Origin of the sequence: Halomonas sp., from assembly GCF_041689495.1 — a bacterium.
Classification (GTDB): Bacteria; Pseudomonadota; Gammaproteobacteria; order Pseudomonadales; family Halomonadaceae; genus Halomonas.
Genome location: NZ_JBDNGD010000030.1, coordinates 1 through 2,068, shown reverse-complemented (window position 1 = coordinate 2,068; position 2,068 = coordinate 1). Strand labels below are relative to the sequence as shown.

At 63.9% G+C, this 2,068-nt stretch carries 1 protein-coding gene; it reads left to right on the top strand.

Going from position 1 to position 2,068, the window contains the following annotated elements:
• Positions 1 to 2,068 (top strand): glutamate synthase large subunit (gene gltB, locus ACESMD_RS00975; RefSeq protein ID WP_372609461.1); only part of this gene is annotated, 2,068 nt, incomplete at both ends.

The window sequence follows — 2,068 nt, the reverse complement described above, 5'->3', positions numbered from 1 at the left end:
CTATGCGGTCGGGCTCGTCTTCTTTCCCGATGACGATGCCAGGGAGACTCGTGGCCGCAAGGCCCTGGAGGATGAGCTGGCCGAGCGTGGGCTGACGGTAGTGGGCTGGCGAGACATGCCCGTCGATGCGAGCGTCTGCGGCCCCATGGCGCTGGAATGCCTGCCACGCATCCGCCAGCTGTTCGTGGAACCGGGTGCCGATACCGATATTGCGACCTTTGACGTCGACCTCTACATGGCCCGCCGCCGGGCAGAGCAGGTCATGCGAGACGATGAGGATTTCTATGTCTGCTCCCTGTCGTCCCGGGTTGTTTCCTACAAGGGACTGATGATGCCGGTGGACCTGCCGGCCTTTTACCAGGACCTGGGGGATGAGCGCCTGGAGACGGCGATCTGCGTCTTCCACCAGCGGTTCTCCACCAACACGGCGCCGCGCTGGCCGCTGGCCCAGCCCTTCCGGCTGCTGGCCCATAATGGCGAGATCAATACCGTCGAGGCCAACCGAGGATGGGCGAATTCCCGCAAGGAAAACTTCGTCAACGAGCGTCTGCCGGACATCACCGAGCTCGACGAGATCGTCAACACCACGGGGTCGGACTCTTCGAGCATGGACAACATGCTGGAAGTGCTGCTGACCGGCGGCATGGAGCTGCACCGCGCCGTGCGCATGATGGTCCCGCCGGCATGGCAGAATGTCGAGATCATGGACGGCGATCTTCGCGCCTTCTACGAATACAACTCCATGCACATGGAACCCTGGGACGGCCCTGCGGGCGTGGTGATGACCGACGGGCGTCAGGCGGTCTGCATGCTTGATCGCAACGGCTTGCGTCCCGCCCGCTGGGTGGTCACCCGCAACGGCTACATTACCCTGGCATCGGAAACCGGTACTTACGCCTACAAGCCCGAGGACGTGGTGGCCAAGGGACGCGTGGGGCCGGGGCAGATTCTGGCCGTGGATACCGAGACCGGCGAGGTGCTGCACACCACCGACATCGACGAGCGCTTGAAGGCGGCCTATCCCTACAAGCGCTGGTTGAAAGAGGAAGCCCAGTACCTGGAATCGGCGCTCACGGAGCTTGCCAGCTTCCAGAACATGAAGCTGGACTCCCTCAACGTCCAGCAGAAGCTGTTTCAGGTCAGCTTCGAGGAACGCGACCAGTTGCTGCGGCCCCTGGCCGAGAGCGGCCAGGAGGCGGTAGGTTCCATGGGCGACGATACTCCCATGGCGGTGCTCTCCGGCAAGCCACGTCTGCTGACCGACTACTTCCGGCAGAAATTCGCCCAGGTTACCAACCCGGCCATCGACCCCTTGCGGGAAGCGATCGTCATGTCGCTGGAAACCTGCATCGGCGCGGAGCTCAATGTTTTCAAGGCGACGCCGGAACATGCCCATCGCATCATCCTGACCACGCCGATCCTCTCGCCGCGCAAGTTCACCGCCCTGGTGACCCAGGACGACCCGGCCTTCATCAGCCATACCCTCTCGCTGGGGTATGATCCTGAAGAATTCGGTCTCAAGGCCGCCCTTCATGAGCTTTGCCGCCAGGCCGAGGCCGCCGTACACGATGGCAAGGTGGTTCTGGTGCTGTCCGATGCCGACCTCCCCCAGGGACAGTTGCCGATCCATGCGGCGCTTGCCGTGGGGGCGGTTCATCATCACCTGGGGCGTCGGGCGCTGCGCCCGCGGGCCAATATCGTGGTCGAGACCGGCTATGCGCGTGATGCCCACCAGATGGCCGTGCTCTTCGGTGTCGGCGCAACCGCCGTCTTCCCCTGGCTGGCCTACCAGGTCATGGCCGACATGCACCGGACCGGTGAGCTCGTCGGCAACCCGGCGGATGCCCGCGAGAACTACCGCAAGGGGCTGCAGAAGGGGTTGTTCAAGATCCTGTCCAAGATGGGCATCTCGACCCTGGCCTCCTATCGCGGCTCCCAGCTCTTCGAGGCGGTCGGCTTGGGGGCCGAAGTGATGGATCTGTGCTTCACCGGTATGGCGTCACGCATCCAGGGCACCGGGTTCGCCGAACTCCAGCTTCAGCAGGAATGGCTGGCCCGCGATGCCTGG